Raw genomic sequence first — 16574 nt, 5'->3', positions numbered from 1 at the left:
AAATAGCCGGCGGACTAAGCGCTGCCGTTAAAAGTTGTAAGCCCAAGGTAAATAGCCGGTAAAGGCGCTTTTCTTAATGCGCCCCAGTGCTTATCTTTCAGCCTCCCGAAGAAGAAGCTCTCGCGCCCAATGGTTGATCACTCCATGCAATCCTCCCCCCGCAATTCCCGTCGTTGGCTGTTCGGCCTGCTTGTGCTGCTGGTGGTCGCCGGCTTGTGCTGGAAGTTCTGGCCAAGCGGCGCGGCGCACAAAGATGCACCGGCCGGGCACACCGGTAAAACCGGCATGGCGCGGCCAGGCTTCGGCGGCTCCACCGGCCCGGTGCCGGTGCGTGTGGCGCCGGCGGTGCTGGGGGAATTTCCGGTGTACTACAAGGCCTTGGGCACGGTCACGGCGCTCAATACCATCAATGTGCGCAGCCGGGTGGGCGGTGAGTTGGTGAAGATCGCCTTTGAAGAAGGGCAGATGGTCAAGGCCGGTGATCTGTTGGCGGAAATCGACCCGCGCAGCTACCAGAACGCCTTGCTCCAGGCCCAGGGCACCTTGATGCAGAACCAGGCCCAGTTGAAGAACGCCCAGGTCGATGTGGCGCGTTATCGCGGCCTCTACGCCCAGGACAGTATCGCCAAACAAACCCTGGACACCGCCGAAGCGCTGGTCCTGCAATACCAGGGCACGGTCAAGACCAATCAGGGCGCGGTGGATGACGCCAGGCTCAACCTTGAATTCACCAAGATCCGCGCACCGATTACCGGGCGCGTCGGCCTGCGTCAGCTTGATGTTGGCAACCTGGTGGCAGCCAACGACACCACCGCCCTGGCGGTGATCACCCAGACGCAGCCGATCAGTGTGGCCTTCACCTTGCCGGAAAACACCCTGGAAACCGTCCTGGCCCGTTACCACGCTGGCAACAAGCTGCCCGTGGAAGCGTGGGACCGTGGCGACGCGAAGCGCCAGGCCACCGGCGTGCTGCAAAGCCTGGACAACCAGATCGACGTCACCACAGGCACCCTGAAATTCAAGGCACGTTTCGATAACAAGGACCAGGCGCTGTTCCCCAACCAGTTCGTCAACGTGCACTTGTTGGCCGATACCCTGCACAACGTGGTGCTGGCACCGTCCGCCGCGATTCAGTTCGGCAACACCGGCACCTTCGTCTACAAGCTCGACGGTGACAAGAAGGTCAAGGTCCAGCCGCTGGTGGTGGGTGACACCGACGGCGACAACACCGTGATCAAGCAAGGCCTGGTGGCCGGTGACCGTGTGGTGCTGGAAGGTACCGACCGGCTCAAGGACGGCAGCGAAATCGAAGTGGTCAACGACGCGAGTGAAGTGCCGACCACCCCGACCGAACACCTGCAAGGCAAGCCTGCGGCGAAAGGGGAGACCGGCACCACCGCCGGCAAGGCGCAAAAGGTCGGTTCATGAACCTGTCGCGGCTGTTTATCCTTCGCCCGGTCGCCACCACCCTGAGCATGCTGGCCATCGTCCTGGCCGGCATCATTGCTTACCGCTTGTTGCCGGTCTCGGCCTTGCCCCAGGTGGATTACCCGACCATCCGCGTGATGACGCTGTACCCCGGCGCCAGCCCCGATGTCATGACCAGCGCGGTCACCGCGCCCCTTGAGCGTCAGTTCGGGCAGATGCCGGGGCTGACCCAGATGGCGTCCACCAGTTCCGGTGGCGCCTCGGTGCTGACTCTGCGCTTCAACCTCGACATCAATATGGATGTCGCCGAGCAACAGGTGCAGGCCGCGATCAACGCCGCCACCAACCTGCTGCCCAAGGATCTGCCCGCACCGCCGGTGTACAACAAGGTCAACCCGGCGGATACCCCGGTGCTGACCCTGGCCATTACCTCCAAAACCATGCTGCTGCCCAAGCTCAATGACTTGGTCGACACGCGCATGGCGCAGAAGATTGCCCAGATCAGCGGCGTCGGCATGGTCAGCATCGCCGGTGGTCAGCGCCAGGCCGTGCGCATCAAGGTCAATCCCGAAGCCCTGGCGGCCAACGGCTTGAACCTGTCGGACGTGCGCACCTTGATCGCCGCTTCCAACGTCAACCAGCCCAAGGGCAATTTCGACGGCCCGACGCGGGTGTCGATGCTCGACGCCAACGACCAGTTGGTCTCGCCCCAGCAATATGCCGAACTGATCCTGGCCTACAACAACGGCGCGCCGTTGCGCCTTAAGGATGTGGCGCAAATCGTCGACGGCGCCGAAAACGAACGCCTTGCCGCCTGGGCCAACGAAAACCAGGCGGTGCTGCTCAATATTCAGCGCCAGCCGGGTGCCAACGTGATCGAGGTGGTGGACCGCATCAAGGCGCTGTTGCCGAGCATCACCGACAACCTGCCGGCCGGCCTTGACGTCACCGTCCTCACCGACCGTACCCAAACCATCCGCGCCTCGGTAACGGACGTGCAGCATGAATTGCTGATCGCCATTGCCCTGGTGGTCATGGTGACCTTCCTGTTCCTGCGCAGGGTCAGCGCCACGATCATCCCCTCGATTGCCGTGCCGCTGTCGCTGGTGGGTACCTTTGGCGTGATGTACCTGGCCGGGTTCTCCATCAATAACCTGACGCTGATGGCCCTGACCATCGCCACCGGGTTTGTAGTGGACGATGCCATCGTGATGCTGGAGAACATTTCTCGCTATATCGAGGAAGGCGAGACCCCGATGGCGGCCGCGCTCAAGGGCGCCAAGCAGATCGGCTTTACCCTGATTTCCCTGACCCTGTCGCTGATCGCGGTCCTGATCCCGCTGCTGTTCATGGCCGATGTCGTAGGTCGCTTGTTCCGCGAATTCGCCATCACCCTGGCCGTGGCGATCCTGATTTCCCTGGTGGTGTCGCTGACGCTGACGCCGATGATGTGCGCCCGTCTGCTCAAGCGTGAACCCAAGGCCGAGGAACAAGGCCGTTTCTACAAGGCCAGCGGCGCCTGGATCGACTGGTTGATCGAAGCCTACGGGCGCAAGTTGCAATGGGTACTCAAGCATCAGCCGCTGACCCTGCTGGTGGCCATCGCCACCCTGGGCCTGACGGTGGTGCTGTACCTGGTGGTGCCCAAAGGCTTTTTCCCGGTGCAGGACACCGGGGTGATCCAGGGTATTTCCGAGGCGCCACAGTCCATCTCCTTTGCGGCCATGAGCCAGCGTCAGCAGGCGCTGGCCAGGATCATCCTCGCCGACCCGGCGGTGCAAAGCCTGTCGTCCTACATTGGTGTGGACGGCGACAACGCCACGCTCAACAGCGGCCGCCTGTTGATCAACCTCAAGGCTCACGGTCAGCGCGACGTGAGCGCCGCGCAGGTGATCACCCGCCTGCAACCGCAGATCGACAAGCTGGTGGGCATCCGCCTGTTCATGCAGCCGGTGCAGGACCTGACCATCGAGGACCGCGTGAGTCGCACCCAGTACCAGTTCAGCATGTCCTCGCCGGACGCCGAGCTGCTGGCGCTGTGGAGCGACAAGCTGGTGCACACCCTCAGCCAGATGCCGGAACTCACCGACGTCGCCAGCGACCTGCAGGACAAAGGCCTGCAGGTATACCTGGTGATCGACCGCGATGCCGCCTCGCGTCTGGGCGTTAGCGTGGCGACCATTACCGATGCGCTGTATGACGCCTTCGGCCAGCGGCAGATCTCGACGATCTACACCCAGGCCAGCCAATACCGCGTGGTCCTGCAGGCCCAATCCGGTGAAACCCTGGGGCCGCAAGCGCTGAACCAGATTCACGTAAAAACTACCGATGGCGGCCAGGTACGCTTGTCCAGCCTGGCGCGGGTGGAGCAACGCCAGGCGCAGTTGGCCGTGGCGCATATCGGCCAGTTTCCGGCTGTGATGATGTCATTCAACCTTGCCCCCGGCGTCGCGCTGGGCAAAGGCGTGGAGCTGATCAACCAGGCACAGAAAGACATCGGCATGCCGGTGGGCGTGCAGACCCAGTTCCAGGGCGCGGCGCAGGCGTTCGAAGCCTCGCTGTCGAGTACCTTGCTGCTGATCCTGGCGGCGGTGGTCACCATGTACATCGTGCTCGGCGTGCTCTACGAGAGCTACATCCACCCGATCACCATTCTGTCTACCCTGCCGTCGGCGGCGGTGGGGGCCTTGCTGGCGCTGCTGCTCAGTGGCAATGACCTGGGCATGATCGCGATCATCGGAATCATCCTGCTGATCGGCATCGTCAAAAAGAACGCGATCATGATGATCGACTTCGCCCTCGAAGCCGAACGTAACCAGGGCCTCGACCCGCAGACGGCGATCTATCAAGCGGCGCTGTTGCGCTTCCGGCCGATTCTGATGACCACCCTGGCCGCGTTGTTCGGTGCGGTGCCGTTAATGCTGGCGACTGGTTCCGGCGCGGAATTGCGTCAGCCCCTGGGCCTGGTGATGGTCGGCGGTTTGCTGGTGAGCCAGGTGTTGACCCTGTTCACCACCCCGGTGATCTACCTGTACTTCGATCGCCTGGGCCGTCGCTGGCGCAAGGAACCGCAACGCCTGGAGCCGGTTGAGTCATGAACCTGTCCGGACCTTTCATTCGCCGGCCGGTCGCCACCTTGCTGCTGAGCCTGGCGATCATGTTGTTGGGCGGGGTCAGCTTCAATCTGTTGCCGGTGTCGCCGTTGCCGCAGATCGACTTCCCGGTGATCGTGGTCTCGGCCAGCCTGCCGGGGGCGAGCCCCGAGGTGATGGCCTCCACCGTGGCGACGCCGCTGGAGCGCTCGTTCGGCTCGATTGCCGGCATCACCACCATGAGCAGTTCGTCGAGCCAGGGCTCCACGCGGGTGATCCTGGCGTTCGACTCCGACCGTGACATCAACGGCGCGGCACGGGAGGTGCAGGCGGCCATCAACGCCTCGCGCAACCTGTTGCCCAGCGGCATGCGCAGCATGCCTACCTATAAGAAGATCAACCCGTCCCAGGCGCCGATCATGGTGCTGTCGCTGACTTCGGACGTGTTGCAAAAAGGCCAACTCTACGACCTGGCCTCCACGATCCTGTCCCAAAGCCTGTCCCAGGTGCCGGGCGTGGGCGAAGTGCAGATCGGCGGCAGCTCCTTGCCGGCGGTGCGCATCGAACTCGAACCCAAGGCCCTCGACCAGTACGGCGTGGCCCTGGACGATGTACGCAACACCATCGCCAATGCCAACCAGCGCCGGCCCAAGGGCTCGCTGGAAGACAGCGAGCGCAACTGGCAGATCCAGGCCAATGACCAGCTGGAAAAAGCCAAGGACTACGAGCCGCTGCTGATTCGCTACCAGAATGGCGCGGCCTTGCGCCTGTCGGATGTGGCGAAGATCACCGATGGCGTCGAAGACCGCTATAACAGTGGTTTCTTCAACAACGAGGAGGCGGTGCTGCTGGTGATCAACCGCCAGTCCGGCGCCAACATCATCGAGACCGTCCGGCAGATCAAGGCGCAGTTGCCGGCGCTGCAGGCGGTGTTGCCGTCCAGCGTCAAGCTGAGCCTGGCCATGGACCGTTCGCCGGTGATCACCGCCACCTTGCACGAAGCTGAGATGACCCTGCTGATCGCGGTGGGGCTGGTGATCCTGGTGGTCTACCTGTTCCTCGGCAATTTCCGCGCGTCGCTGATCCCCACTCTGGCGGTGCCCGTTTCGCTGGTGGGCACCTTTGCGGTGATGTACCTGTACGGGTTCTCGCTGAACAACTTTTCGTTGATGGCGTTGATCCTGGCCACCGGCCTGGTGGTCGATGATGCGATCGTGGTGCTGGAAAATATTTCGCGGCATATCGACGACGGCGTGCCGCCGATGAAAGCCGCTTACCTGGGCGCCGAGGAAGTCGGCTTTACCCTGCTGTCGATGAACGTCTCGCTGGTGGCGGTGTTCCTGTCGATCCTGTTCATGGGGGGCATCGTCACCAGCCTTTTTCGCGAGTTTTCCATCACCTTGTCGGCGGCGATCATTGTGTCGCTGATCGTCTCGCTGACCTTGACCCCGATGCTCTGCGCCCGCTGGCTCAAGCCCCATGTCAAAGGCCAGCTGACCGGGTTGCAGCGCTGGAGCCAGAAGGTCAACGACCGCATGGTCGCGGTGTATGCCAGCAGCCTGGATTGGGTCTTGCGCCACCGCCGCCTGACGCTGCTCAGCCTGTTGCTGACCGTCGGCGTCAACGTGGCACTCTACGTAGTGGTGCCGAAAACCTTCATGCCCCAGCAGGACACCGGCCAGTTGATCGGCTTTGTGCGCGGCGATGACGGCCTGTCGTTCAGCGTGATGCAGCCCAAGATGGAAACCTTTCGCAAGGCGGTGCTCAAAGACCCCGCAGTGCTCAGCGTGGCCGGCTTTATCGGTGGCAACAACGGCACCAACAACGCGGTGATGCTGGTGCGCCTCAAGCCCATCAGCGAGCGCAAGATCTCTGCCCAGGCGGTGATCGAGCGCCTGCGCAAGGACGTGCCGCTGGTGCCGGGCGGGCGCCTGTTCCTGATGGCCGACCAGGACCTGCAATTTGGCGGCAGCCGCGACCAGACCAGTGCGCAGTATTCCTACATTCTGCAAAGCGGCGACCTGGCCGCGCTGCGCCTGTGGTACCCGAAAGTCGTGGCGGCGCTGCGTGCGCTGCCGGAACTGACCGCCATCGACGCCCGTGAAGGCCGTGGCGCGGCGCAGGTGACCTTGATTGTCGATCGTGATCAGGCCAAACGCCTGGGCATCGACATGGACATGGTCACGGCGGTGCTCAATAACGCCTACAGCCAGCGGCAGATATCCACGATCTATGACAGCCTCAACCAGTATCAGGTGGTCATGGAGGTCAATCCCAAATACGCCCAGGACCCGATCACCCTCAATCAGATGCAGGTGATTACCGCCGACGGCGCGCGGGTGCCGCTGTCGACCATTGCCCATTATGAAAACAGTCTGGCCGACGACCGCGTCAGTCACGAAGGCCAGTTCGCCTCGGAAAACATCGCCTTCGACATGGCGCCAGGGGTCACGGTGGAGCAGGGCACCGCCGCCATCGAGCGGGCGATTGCCAAGGTCGGGTTGCCGGAAGACGTGATCGCCAAGATGGCCGGCACCGCCGATGCGTTTGCCGCCACGCAGAAAGGCCAGCCGTTTATGATTCTCGGCGCGCTGGTCGCCGTGTACCTGGTGCTGGGCATTCTGTATGAAAGTTACATTCACCCGCTGACGATCCTTTCGACCCTGCCGTCGGCCGGAGTCGGCGCCATGCTGGCCATCTACCTGACAGGGGGGGAGTTCAGTCTGATCTCCTTACTCGGACTGTTCCTGTTGATCGGCGTGGTGAAGAAGAACGCGATCCTGATGATCGACCTGGCCCTGCAACTGGAGCGTAACGACGGCATGGGCCCCCTGGAATCGATTCGCAGCGCCTGCCTGTTGCGCTTGCGGCCGATTCTGATGACCACTTTAGCGGCGATCCTCGGCGCCTTGCCCTTGCTGCTCGGCACGGGCGACGGCGCAGAAATGCGTCGCCCACTGGGCCTGACCATCATTGGTGGCCTGGTGTTCAGCCAGGTCCTGACCCTTTACACCACCCCGGTGGTTTACCTCTACCTCGACCGCGCACGCCATCGCTTCAACGCCTGGCGCGGCGTGCGTACCGATGCTGCCCTGGACACTGCGCTATGACCGACTCAACCCTGGCTCGATTGGCCCTGTATCGTGGTTCTCGCATGGCGAGCCTGCTGCTTTGCGGCGTATTGCTCAGCGCCTGCGCGGTGGGGCCCGACTACACGCGCCCGGAGGTGATCGAGCCGGCCCAGTTCAAGCAAGCCCAGGGCTGGCGCCAGGCCACGCCGAGCGACTCCCTGGCCCGTGGCGCCTGGTGGGAGCTGTATGGCGACCGTCAGCTTAACGAGCTGGTGGTGCGCCTCAATAACGCCAACCAGACCGTGGCCCAGGCCGAAGCGCGCTTTCGCCAGGCCCAGGCCCAGGCGCGCAGTTCGCGCGGGGCGTTTTACCCCACCGTCGACCTGAGCGCCGGTAAAACCCGCGCCAGCCAGGGCACCGGCAGCAGCAGTGCGAGCCTCAGCAGTTCCAGCAGTGGCATCCGTGACACCCTCAACGCGCAGTTGGGTGTGAGCTGGGAAGCCGACATCTGGGGCAAGCTGCGCCGTGGCCTTGAAGCCAACGAGGCCAGCGCCGAAGCCAGTTCGGCGGACCTGGCGGCGATGCGCCTGAGCCAGCAGTCGGAGCTGGTGCAGAGCTACCTGCAACTGCGTGTGATGGATGAGCAGACCCGCCTGCTGCAAGCGACCCTGGACACCTACCAGCGCTCCCTGCAAATGACCGAAAACCAATACCGCGCCGGTGTCTCCGGCAAGGACGCGGTGGCTCAGGCGCAAACCCAGCTCAAGACCACCCAGGCCAGTCTGATCGACCTGATCTGGCAGCGTGCCCAGCTGGAAAACGCGATTGCCGTGCTGATCGGCGAGGCGCCGGCCAACTTCAACCTGGCGGTGAGCAAGGATATTCCAGCGCTGCCGCAGATCCCCGTGAGCCTGCCGTCGCAACTGCTCGAGCGCCGCCCGGACATCGCTTCGGCCGAGCGCTCGGTGATCGCCGCCAACGCCAATATCGGCGTGGCAAAGGCCGCGTACTACCCCGACCTGAGCTTGAGCCTGGCCGGTGGTTATTCCAGCAGCACCTATGCCGACTGGATCAGCCTGCCGAACCGCTTCTGGTCGGTGGGGCCGAAACTGGCGATGACCCTGTTCGACGGCGGTCAGCGTTCGGCGGAAGTCGACCGCACCGTGGCCAGCTATGACGAAACCGTGGCCAAGTACCGCCAGACCGTGCTGGATGGTTTCCGTGAGGTGGAGAACTACATGGTGCAGCTCAAGGTGCTGGAAGACGAGGCGGTGGTCAGCAATGAAGCGCTCGAAGGCGCGCGCGAGTCCCTGCGGTTGACCCAGAACCAGTACAAAGCCGGGCTGATCGCCTACCTGGATGTGGTGACCGTGCAGGCCACTGCACTAAGTAATGAACGCAGCGTGCTGACGTTGCTGCAAAGCCGCCTGGTGGCGAGTGTACAACTTATCGCAGCCTTGGGCGGTGGCTGGGATGGTGACACAAAGATCAGTATAAGTGATTGATTTTATTGTCTTTTGATTCGACCTGTTGACATCGAAGACCTGATTTCAGCCTGATGTGCCTCAAGCGCCTGCCAGCCAACGAGTTGAAGATTGATCGAGGCTTCGTGCGTGATCTGGAGCACGAAGCCGCCCTCGTTTCGGCCATTGTCGCCCTCGGCCAGGCCCTGGGCCTGAGGACTGTCGCCGAAGGTGTTGAAACCGATGCGCAGCAGCGCTTCCTCACGCGTCTGGGCTGTAACGCCCTGCAAGGTTACCTGCTTGGGCACTCGTTGCCGGCGGAGGCATTCATGGCCGATATCCGCCGTGTCGAAGCGGCGCAGGCGCCTGACAAAGGCGGTGAGTGACGGGTATTCTTGGGACCGACCCCATCCATCAGGTTGAGACAGGAGATCACACGCATGGACAAAGTGCTCATTATCACCGGGGGCAGTCGTGGGATTGGCGCCGAGACCGCCTTGCTGGCGGCGCGCCAGGGTTATCGCCTCTGCATCAATTACCAATCTGACGCAGACGCCGCCCACCGTGTGCTGGAACAGGTGCGCGCGCTGGGTGCACAGGCGATTGCAGTGCGGGCCGACGTGAGCATCGAAGATGAAGTGATCGGGTTGTTCCACCGGGTCGACGCCGAATTGGGCCGTGTCACGGCACTGGTCAATAATGCCGGCACCGTGGGTCACAAGTCGCGGGTCGATGAAATGTCCGAGTTCCGCATCCTTAAAATCATGAAAACCAACGTGCTCGGGCCGATCCTGTGCGCCAAGCATGCCGTGTTGCGCATGTCGCCCAAGCATGGCGGGCAGGGCGGCAGCATCGTCAACGTGTCGTCGGTGGCCGCGCGTCTGGGGTCGCCGGGTGAATACGTTGACTATGCGGCCTCCAAGGGCGCACTCGACACCTTCACCATCGGCTTGTCGAAAGAAGTCGCCGGCGAGGGCATTCGCGTCAACGCGGTACGCCCCGGCTACATCTTCACCGACTTCCATGCCCTGAGCGGCGACCCGGACCGGGTCAGCAAACTGGAGTCCGGCATCCCCATGGCCCGCGGCGGGCGCCCGGATGAAGTGGCGGAAGCGATTATCTGGTTGTTGTCGGATAAAGCCTCGTACGCCACCGGTACGTTTCTGGACCTGGGCGGCGGCCGCTGAATCTAGAACGAGCGCACAATCCGCCCCAGTGTTTCCATGGCCTTTTCCGACGCGTCGGTCCACGGGCTGCCGTAGTTCAAGCGAATGCAGTTACGAAAGCGCTGGGTCGCCGAGAAGATCGGGCCCGGCGCGATGCTGATCCCTTGCGCCAGCGCCATTTGGAACAGCTTCAACGAGTCGGTCTGCTCCGGCAGTTCCAACCAGAGAAAGTAGCCCCCGGCCGGCTGGCTGACGCGGGTCTGTGCCGGGAAGTAACGCGCAATGGCGGCGAGCATGGCGCTTTGCTGTTCTTCCAGGGCGTAGCGTAATTTGCGCAAGTGCCGGTCATAGCCGCCATGTTGCAGATAGTCGGCAATGGCTGCCTGCGCCGGCATCGAAGGACACAGCGAGGTCATCAACTTCAAGCGTTCAACCTTCTGCGCATAGCGCCCGGCCGCCACCCAACCCACGCGATAGCCCGGCGCGAGGCTTTTGGCAAACGAGCCGCAATGCATCACCAGGCCCTCGGTGTCGAAGGCCTTGGCCGGTTTGGGCGCGTGTTGTCCGTAATACAGCTCGGCGTACACATCGTCTTCAATCAGCGGCACCTGATGGCTGCGCAACAACTCCACCAGCGCCTGTTTCTTGGCCTCCGGGACGGTCGCGCCCATGGGGTTCTGGAAGCTGGTCATGGTCCAACAGGCCTTGATCGGGTAGCGTTCCAGGGTTTGGGCCAGGGCGCCCAGATCAATGCCATCGCGCGGATGCACGGGAATTTCCACCGCTTTGAGCTTGAGGCGTTCCAGTACCTGCAGGCAGGCGTAGAACGCCGGAGCTTCGATGGCCACCAGGTCGCCGGGCTCGGTGACGGCTTGCAGGCACAGGTTCAGCGCTTCCAGGGCGCCGTTGGTGATCAGCAGTTCTTCCATGGGCAGCATCAGGCCACCGACCATGTAGCGCAGGGCAATCTGCCGACGCAGTTGCGGGTTGCCCGGCGACATGTCGGTGACCACCAGACGCGGGTCCATCTCCCGGCTTGCGCTGGCCAGCGAGCGGGCCAGGCGGGGCAGCGGGAACAGCATGGGGCTGGGGAACGCCGAACCGAAGGGCACGGTGTTGGGGTCCTTGATCGAATCAAGCACCGAGAATACCAGTTCGCTGACATCCACCTCGGTGGACTCGTGCACCTGCTCGCTCACCACCGGCTCGGAAAACGGGCTGGGCGCATGGGTGTTGACGAAGTAGCCGGAGCGCGGCCGGGCGCGAATCAGGCCGCGGCGTTCCAGCAGGTAATAGGCCTGGAACACGGTGGACGGGCTGACCCCGTAGGTCTGGCTGGCATAACGCACCGACGGCACGCGCTGGCCGGGCCCCAGTACGCCGGAGCGGATCAGTTCTGCTATATCTTCGGCAAATTTTTCGTAGCGTTTCATGGGGGCCTTGAACGATTTTCGGGTCTTTACATGGAACAAACGGTGGGAGCGGGAGCGCCCATTCCCACCGCTTGATGTCCCTCTATACACGCCGGACTCAGCGGTTCAACGGTGCCACGAAGCGGCTGTCGGCGGCGCTGTAGACCCAGGGTTCATCCACATCGGTGACTTTGAAACGCAGGGTCTGCGAGCTGCGCGTCGGGGCTTGCGCGAGCAACGCCACCGACACCGGTACATCAACGATTTCCCCCGGCGCCAGGCTGAGCGCGGTCTTGCCCTGCAGCTCGAAGCCCTCGGCATCTTCCAGTTGCACCCGGTAATTCTGGCGTTGCTGGGTTTTGTTGATGACCTTGAGGCTGTAGATGTTTTCGATCAAGCCTTGGGCGTTCTCGCGGAACAGGCCCCGGTCTTTGGTCACATCCAGCGACACCATCGGCCGCTGCACCAGCGCCACCACCAGCGCGGCAATCATCACCAGCAGCACGGCACTGTAGCCGATCAGGCGTGGTCGCAGCAGCCGGGTTTTGCCGCCTTGCAGTTGATGCTCGCTGGTGTAGCTCACGAGGCCGCGCGGGTAGCCCATTTTGTCCATGATCGAATCGCACGCGTCGATGCAGGCGGCGCAGCCGATGCATTCCATCTGCAGGCCGTCGCGGATATCAATGCCGGTGGGGCACACCTGGACGCACAGTTGGCAGTCGATGCAGTCACCCAGGCCGACGTCGGCCGGTTTGACCTCGCGTTTGCGCGGGCCACGCTGTTCGCCACGGGCGCTGTCGTAGGAAATGGTCAGGGTGTCTTTATCGAACATCACACTCTGGAAGCGGGCATAGGGGCACATGTGCATGCACACGGCTTCGCGCAGCCAGCCCGCATTGATATAGGTGGCGGCGGTAAAAAACAGCACCCAGAACAGGCTGACGCCGCCCAGTTGCCAGGTCAGCAGTTCGGCGGCCAGCGGGCGGATCGGCGTGAAGTAACCGACGAAAGTCAGCCCGGTCAGCACACTGATCGCCAGCCATAACGTGTGTTTGGCCGAACGCCGTGCGAGCTTGTTCAGGCTCCAGGGCGCGGCGTGCAGCTTGATGCGCTGGTTGCGCTCGCCCTCGGTGACCTTTTCACACCACATGAACAGCCAGGTGAACGAGCTTTGCGGGCAGGTGTAGCCGCACCACACGCGGCCGGCAAACACTGTGATCGCAAACAGGCCAAAGGCGCAGATGATCAGCAACGCCGAGAGCAGGATGAAATCCTGAGGCCAGAAGGTGGCGCCGAAGATGTGGAATTTACTCTCGGCCAAGTCCCACAGCACGGCCTGGCGACCGCCCCAGTTCAGCCACACGGTGCCGAAAAACGCCAGAAACAGAAGGCCTGCACCGGCCACGCGCAAGGTGCGATACAGGCCGGTGAAGCTGCGGGTATGGATCAGGTTGTCGCTGGATGTGACCTTCACCTTCTTTTGGTGAATCGGCTCAAAGGTTTCCACGGTGGGGATTCGTTCGCTCATGGTCGTTCGCTCATCAGCCTCCATCAGGCCAATGAACTATGCGACGCGGTCTGTTTGCATAACAGACTCAGGTGTGGCGATTAAAAGCGGATCAGATGAACCCCCGTCGCCCACCTGCGACAATGTGCTGCACCCCGCGGCACCTGGGGTGCAGCCTGATCCAGGGCAGGTTGATACAGATCAATCAAATCGCCGAACCAGGCTCGGTGGCTTTCTTGTGCCGGCGCCCATCGGTGGCGCCGGCCACCGTCAGGGCATCGGCTTCCTGCTCGGTGATGTAAACGCGCTGGGCGTTCAGTTCGACGTAGGACATGGCTTTGTTGATGTCTGTACTCACCGTCACGGCCTGCGCCGGCTGGCTGTATTCCTGGCCGTCTTCGTTGAGCTTGAAATAGCACGTCTGGTGTTCGATACGCACGGGCATGACGATCTCCTTTTCATGGGCTGACCAAGTTTAGGTCCCTGCGCAGCGCCAGGCGTTCCAGGCAACTGACTGGCGGTCGCCGCTGTCCATGCTTTATCACCCTCAACCAAGGAAACAGACCATGGACGCCTGGTGGCATGAAGCGTGGCAAACCCTGCAAGCCGAGTTCGCCGATATCGGCGATGCCCGGCAACTGACCCAGATCACCGTGCGCCTGGTGATCGCCGCGATTCTCGGCGGCATCCTCGGCTTCGAGCGCGAGCATAAGGGCAAGGCGGCGGGCGTGCGCACTCATATGCTGGTGGCCATGGGCGCCGCGTTGTTTGTGATGGTGCCGCAGATGTCCGGTAATCAGGCGGACGCCATGAGCCGGGTGGTACAGGGGGTGATTGCGGGGATTGGTTTCCTCGGTGCCGGCACCATTCTCAAAGGCAAGGAGGAGGATGACGGCCAGCACGTCAAGGGCCTGACCACCGCTGCCGGCCTGTGGATGACCGCCGCCATCGGCGTGGCGGCGGGGCTGGGGCGTGAATCAACTGCGGTGCTCAGCACCTTGTTGGCGCTGGCGGTGTTCAGCGTGATGCCGAGTATCGTCAAGCGGTTGGACAAGGACTGACGATCACCGGCGGCATCGTGGTCGGTGGCTCCTGCACCGGTGGTGGCGGGTTTTCCGGCGGTTCTTGCTCCGGGATCGGCTCGGGTTCGGTGGGCGGCAGTGTCGGGTTGTCGATATTCGGATCAGGGGTTTCAGCCGGGATCGGGATATTCATTCGGTGTGGCCTCCTTTGTGCTTTGCTCTATCGGTGGACAATCGCCCGCGCAATTTGATTCCCGCTCAATGGCGCCACATCCACCTGAACTTTTGACCGCTGTGCAGGCTCGGACCTTTTACGGCCCTGCTCAGGGAGAGTCTCGCCGTATCAGAATTCGAATCAAGCAAAGAGCGTCCACAGGGCGTAAGGGGAAGATGCTCGATGACTGCTGAAACACTGGTTCCAGAAGATTCCTTATTGCCGCTGTCCCAGGCGCTGTTGCTGCCCAGGATCGCGATCGAAAGCACCATGCCGGTGATCGACGGCGGCGAATTTGCCGTCAAGGCCGTGGTCGGCCAACGCCTCAACGTCACCAGCAAGGTCTTCGCCGACGGCCATGACAAGCTCGCCGTGCTGATCCGCTGGCGCGCGCGCCAGGACGAGAGCTGGCACAGCGTGGTGATGAGCGATGTGGGCAACAATGGCTGGGAAGGCGCGTTTACCGTCGCCGCCATGGGGCCCCACGAGTACTGCATCGAAGCGTGGATCGATACCTTCGCCAGCTTTTGCTATGAGCTGCGCAAGAAGCACGAGGCGGGTGTGCCGGTAAGCCTGGAGCTGCAGGAAGGCCGCAGCCTGGTGTTGCAGGCCGCCGAGCGCAGCGACAACGAACTGCGCGACCGCCTGATGCTGTTGCACCACGAACTCTCCGGCCTGCTGGAAACCGAGCAGGTTGCGCTGTTCCTGCACGAAGACAGTGCACACCTGATGACCCAGGCCGACCACCGCGCCTATTTGAGCGTGAGCCCCGTGTACCCGATCGACGTTGAACGTGAGGCCGCGCAATTTGCCAGCTGGTACGAGCTGTTTCCGCGCTCGATCACCGACGACCCGGCCCGCCACGGCACCTTCAACGATGTGCACGCGCGCTTGCCGATGATCCATGACATGGGCTTTGACGTGCTGTATTTCCCGCCCATTCACCCGATCGGCCGCAGCCATCGCAAGGGCAAGAACAATTCGTTGACGGCCGGCCCCGATGACCCCGGCAGCCCCTATGCCATCGGCAGCGAGGAGGGTGGCCATGAGGCGATTCACCCGCAACTGGGCAGCCGCGATGACTTCCGCCGCCTGGTCAAGGCCGCCGCCGACCACGGCCTGGAAATTGCCCTGGATTTCGCCATCCAGTGCTCCCAGGACCACCCCTGGCTCAAACAGCACCCCGGCTGGTTCAACTGGCGTCCGGACGGCACGATCAAATACGCGGAAAACCCACCGAAAAAGTACCAGGACATCGTCAACGTCGATTTCTACGCGGCGGATGCGATCCCCAGCTTGTGGACCGAACTGCGTGACGTCGTGGTGGGCTGGGTGGAAGAGGGCGTGAAGACCTTTCGCGTCGACAACCCCCACACCAAGCCACTGCCGTTCTGGCAATGGCTGATCAGCGATGTGCGCGCCAAGCACCCCGAGGTGATTTTCCTCGCCGAAGCGTTCACCACCCCGGCGATGATGGCGCGCCTGGGCAAGGTCGGCTATTCGCAGAGCTACACCTATTTCACCTGGCGCAATACCAAGGCTGAGCTTAGCGAGTACCTGGCGCAGTTGAACCAGTCGCCATGGCGTGAATGCTACCGGCCGAACTTCTTCGTCAATACGCCCGACATCAACCCAGGTTTCCTGCATGAGTCCGGCCGGCCCGGGTTTTTGATCCGCGCCGCACTGGCGACCCTGGGCTCGGGCCTGTGGGGGATGTATTCGGGGTTCGAGTTGTGCGAAGCGGCGCCGGTGCCGGGCAAAGAGGAATACCTGGACTCGGAAAAATACGAAATCCGCCCTCGAGACTTCACCGCCCCCGGCAACATCATTGCCGAAATCGCCCAGCTCAACCGCATACGCCGCCAGAACCCGGCCTTGCAGACTCACTTGGGCCTGAAGCTTTACAACGCCTGGAACGACAACATCCTGTACTTCGGCAAGCGCAGCGAGGATGGCAGCAACTTTATTCTGGTGGCGGTCAACCTCGACCCGTTCAACGCTCAGGAAGCGCACTTTGAGCTGCCGCTGTGGGAGTTGGGCTTGCCGGATGACGCCCAGACTCAGGGTGAAGACTTGATGAACGGCCATCGCTGGACGTGGTACGGCAAAACCCAATGGACACGACTGGAACCGCAGATGCCGTTCGGGGTGTGGCGGATCAGCACGTCCTGAAGGTGCGCATGTTCTTTTGTGGTGAGT

The 16574-nt window shown here is 62.6% G+C and carries 11 protein-coding genes and 1 pseudogene; 8 read left to right on the top strand and 4 right to left on the bottom strand.

Annotated elements, in window-relative coordinates:
- Positions 1-129 precede the first annotated feature (129 nt).
- From KZX66_RS25515 to KZX66_RS25490, 6 genes and pseudogenes are all read left to right on the top strand, one after another.
- Complete coding sequence (locus KZX66_RS25515; RefSeq protein ID WP_248083976.1) at positions 130-1428, top strand: MdtA/MuxA family multidrug efflux RND transporter periplasmic adaptor subunit; 1299 nt, start codon at positions 130-132, stop codon at positions 1426-1428.
- A complete protein-coding gene (locus tag KZX66_RS25510; protein WP_248083975.1) occupies positions 1425-4526 on the top strand; it encodes an MdtB/MuxB family multidrug efflux RND transporter permease subunit in 3102 nt (1033 codons plus the stop codon). Before KZX66_RS25515 ends, KZX66_RS25510 begins: the two co-directional genes overlap by 4 nt.
- The gene (locus KZX66_RS25505) at positions 4523-7630 is read left to right on the top strand and encodes an efflux RND transporter permease subunit (protein ID WP_248083974.1); all 3108 of its coding nucleotides are present in this window, start codon (positions 4523-4525) and stop codon (positions 7628-7630) included. Before KZX66_RS25510 ends, KZX66_RS25505 begins: the two co-directional genes overlap by 4 nt.
- The gene (locus KZX66_RS25500; protein WP_282446066.1) at positions 7627-9096 is read left to right on the top strand and encodes an efflux transporter outer membrane subunit; all 1470 of its coding nucleotides are present in this window, start codon (positions 7627-7629) and stop codon (positions 9094-9096) included. The genes KZX66_RS25505 and KZX66_RS25500 overlap by 4 nt, the downstream gene beginning before the upstream one ends.
- Positions 9097-9143: 47 nt before the next feature.
- Positions 9144-9440 (top strand): annotated as a pseudogene (locus tag KZX66_RS25495) (EAL domain-containing protein); the annotation flags it as partial.
- 54 nt (positions 9441-9494) lie between these two features.
- Complete coding sequence (locus tag KZX66_RS25490) at positions 9495-10241, top strand: SDR family oxidoreductase (protein ID WP_248083973.1); 747 nt, start codon at positions 9495-9497, stop codon at positions 10239-10241.
- Between the two features lie 2 nt (positions 10242-10243).
- On the opposite strand, the gene mapR is transcribed toward KZX66_RS25490, so the two are convergent.
- The 3 genes from mapR to KZX66_RS25475 form a co-directional block, all read right to left on the bottom strand.
- Positions 10244-11653, bottom strand: coding sequence for a PLP-dependent aminotransferase family protein (gene mapR / locus KZX66_RS25485; RefSeq protein ID WP_248083972.1), 1410 nt, complete (start codon positions 11651-11653; stop codon positions 10244-10246).
- A 97-nt stretch (positions 11654-11750) separates the two neighbouring features.
- Positions 11751-13160: a cytochrome c oxidase accessory protein CcoG gene (gene ccoG, locus KZX66_RS25480; protein WP_248083971.1), complete on the bottom strand. Its 1410-nt coding sequence runs from the start codon at positions 13158-13160 to the stop codon at positions 11751-11753.
- A gap of 184 nt (positions 13161-13344) precedes the next feature.
- Positions 13345-13584, bottom strand: coding sequence for a DUF3203 family protein (locus KZX66_RS25475; protein ID WP_248083970.1), 240 nt, complete (start codon positions 13582-13584; stop codon positions 13345-13347).
- Positions 13585-13705: 121 nt separating this feature from the next.
- Between KZX66_RS25475 and KZX66_RS25470 the strand changes: the two genes are divergently transcribed.
- Positions 13706-14200 carry an MgtC/SapB family protein gene (locus tag KZX66_RS25470; RefSeq protein ID WP_248083969.1) on the top strand — a complete coding sequence of 165 codons (495 nt, stop codon included), beginning with the start codon at positions 13706-13708 and terminating at the stop codon, positions 14198-14200.
- Here the strand turns inward: KZX66_RS25470 and KZX66_RS25465 are convergent.
- Complete coding sequence (locus KZX66_RS25465; RefSeq protein ID WP_248083968.1) at positions 14178-14354, bottom strand: hypothetical protein; 177 nt, start codon at positions 14352-14354, stop codon at positions 14178-14180. The two genes, KZX66_RS25470 and KZX66_RS25465, sit on opposite strands and share 23 nt — an antisense overlap.
- 204 nt (positions 14355-14558) lie before the next feature.
- Here KZX66_RS25465 and KZX66_RS25460 point away from each other — a divergent pair, with 204 nt between their 5' ends.
- Positions 14559-16547 (top strand): alpha-1,4-glucan--maltose-1-phosphate maltosyltransferase, encoded by a 1989-nt coding sequence (locus tag KZX66_RS25460; RefSeq protein WP_248083967.1) that lies wholly within the window; start codon positions 14559-14561, stop codon positions 16545-16547.
- Positions 16548-16574: the final 27 nt, after the last annotated feature.

Source organism: Pseudomonas sp. EYE_354 (assembly GCF_023148575.1).
In the GTDB taxonomy this organism is placed as follows: domain Bacteria; phylum Pseudomonadota; class Gammaproteobacteria; order Pseudomonadales; family Pseudomonadaceae; genus Aquipseudomonas.
The sequence above is the reverse complement of the archived record's forward strand: the minus strand, read 5'-3'. Positions and strand labels throughout refer to the sequence as shown.